This window comes from Xanthomonas cissicola (assembly GCF_008801575.1).
GTDB lineage: Bacteria > Pseudomonadota > Gammaproteobacteria > Xanthomonadales > Xanthomonadaceae > Xanthomonas > Xanthomonas cissicola.
Map to the genome: position 1 here is coordinate 1 of NZ_VZPL01000210.1, position 918 is coordinate 918.

Sequence of the window (918 nt, forward strand, 5' to 3'; positions counted from 1 at the left end):
CCCACCAAGGACGCCGCACGCGCCGAGGTGTTCGACTACATCGAGATGTTCTACAACCCACAACGCCGTCATGGTTCAACTGGCGACCTGTCCCCTGTAGAGTTTGAACGGCGCTACGCGCAACGAGAGTCTTGAGTGTCTACGGAACCCTGGGCGTATCACAGTTCCTGTGTCTAACGCCTGAATTAAGCCGGGCCGCGAAGCGGCGTCGGCTTGACTGAACTGTTAGCCGCCACCCTCGCGTGCCTCAGCAAGGAATGCAATGGCCTCAGGATCCTCAAGAGTGATGTGATCTGTGATGTGGAAGGCCTCTTTGCACCACGGATGTGCCAAGGCTTCGTCTCGGTTGAGTAAGCGCCCCAAGAACGTTGACTCAGCCCAAGGTGATTCCGCAGCATCAGTGAGCCCCACGTTGTTGGAATCTTGAGTTGTCCAAAGCCTAAACGGAAATGCGAGGCGCTTGGACGGTGAGGCAAACTCTCCCCACTCGCCGAGGCCGATCAAGCCGGTCATATGGCTTGGGTCGTGCCCGGACGTGTACTAGAGGTAACACACAGCATGCGCGTTACCGTCTTTTGTGACGAAGCGCGTGAGTCGAATGGTCTCTTTGCCACAGCACTCGCATCGCGAAACATCTGGCGGCTCAAACTCAATTGCGATCATGTATGTGGTGCCTAACTACTATTGGACCGCCAAAAAGCGGTGTTGTGCGAAGTATCGACTAAGCCCGTATATCTGTAAAGGGGCAATTCCTATTCGGTAACAATGACTTGCCGGATGGCAACTGACAGGGCGGTCTCAAGATTCAAGTGCAACAGATGATTTGAAGGCGGCGATTTCCGCTTCCATTGCTTCGCTAGGCGTTTTCCAGCCCAGTGTCTGGCGAGGACGGGTGTTCATCAGTAACGCGATGTGATT

General features: G+C 54.9%; 1 protein-coding gene and 1 pseudogene. One reads left to right on the plus strand and one right to left on the minus strand.

Going from position 1 to position 918, the window contains the following annotated elements:
* The coding region (locus F7R02_RS25600) for an IS3 family transposase (RefSeq protein ID WP_151210091.1) at nt 1-135 on the plus strand (135 nt) is incomplete at its 5' end.
* Between the two features lie 663 nt (nt 136-798).
* Here F7R02_RS25600 and F7R02_RS27690 read toward each other — a convergent pair.
* Nucleotides 799-918: pseudogene (locus tag F7R02_RS27690) on the minus strand (IS30 family transposase); the annotation flags it as partial.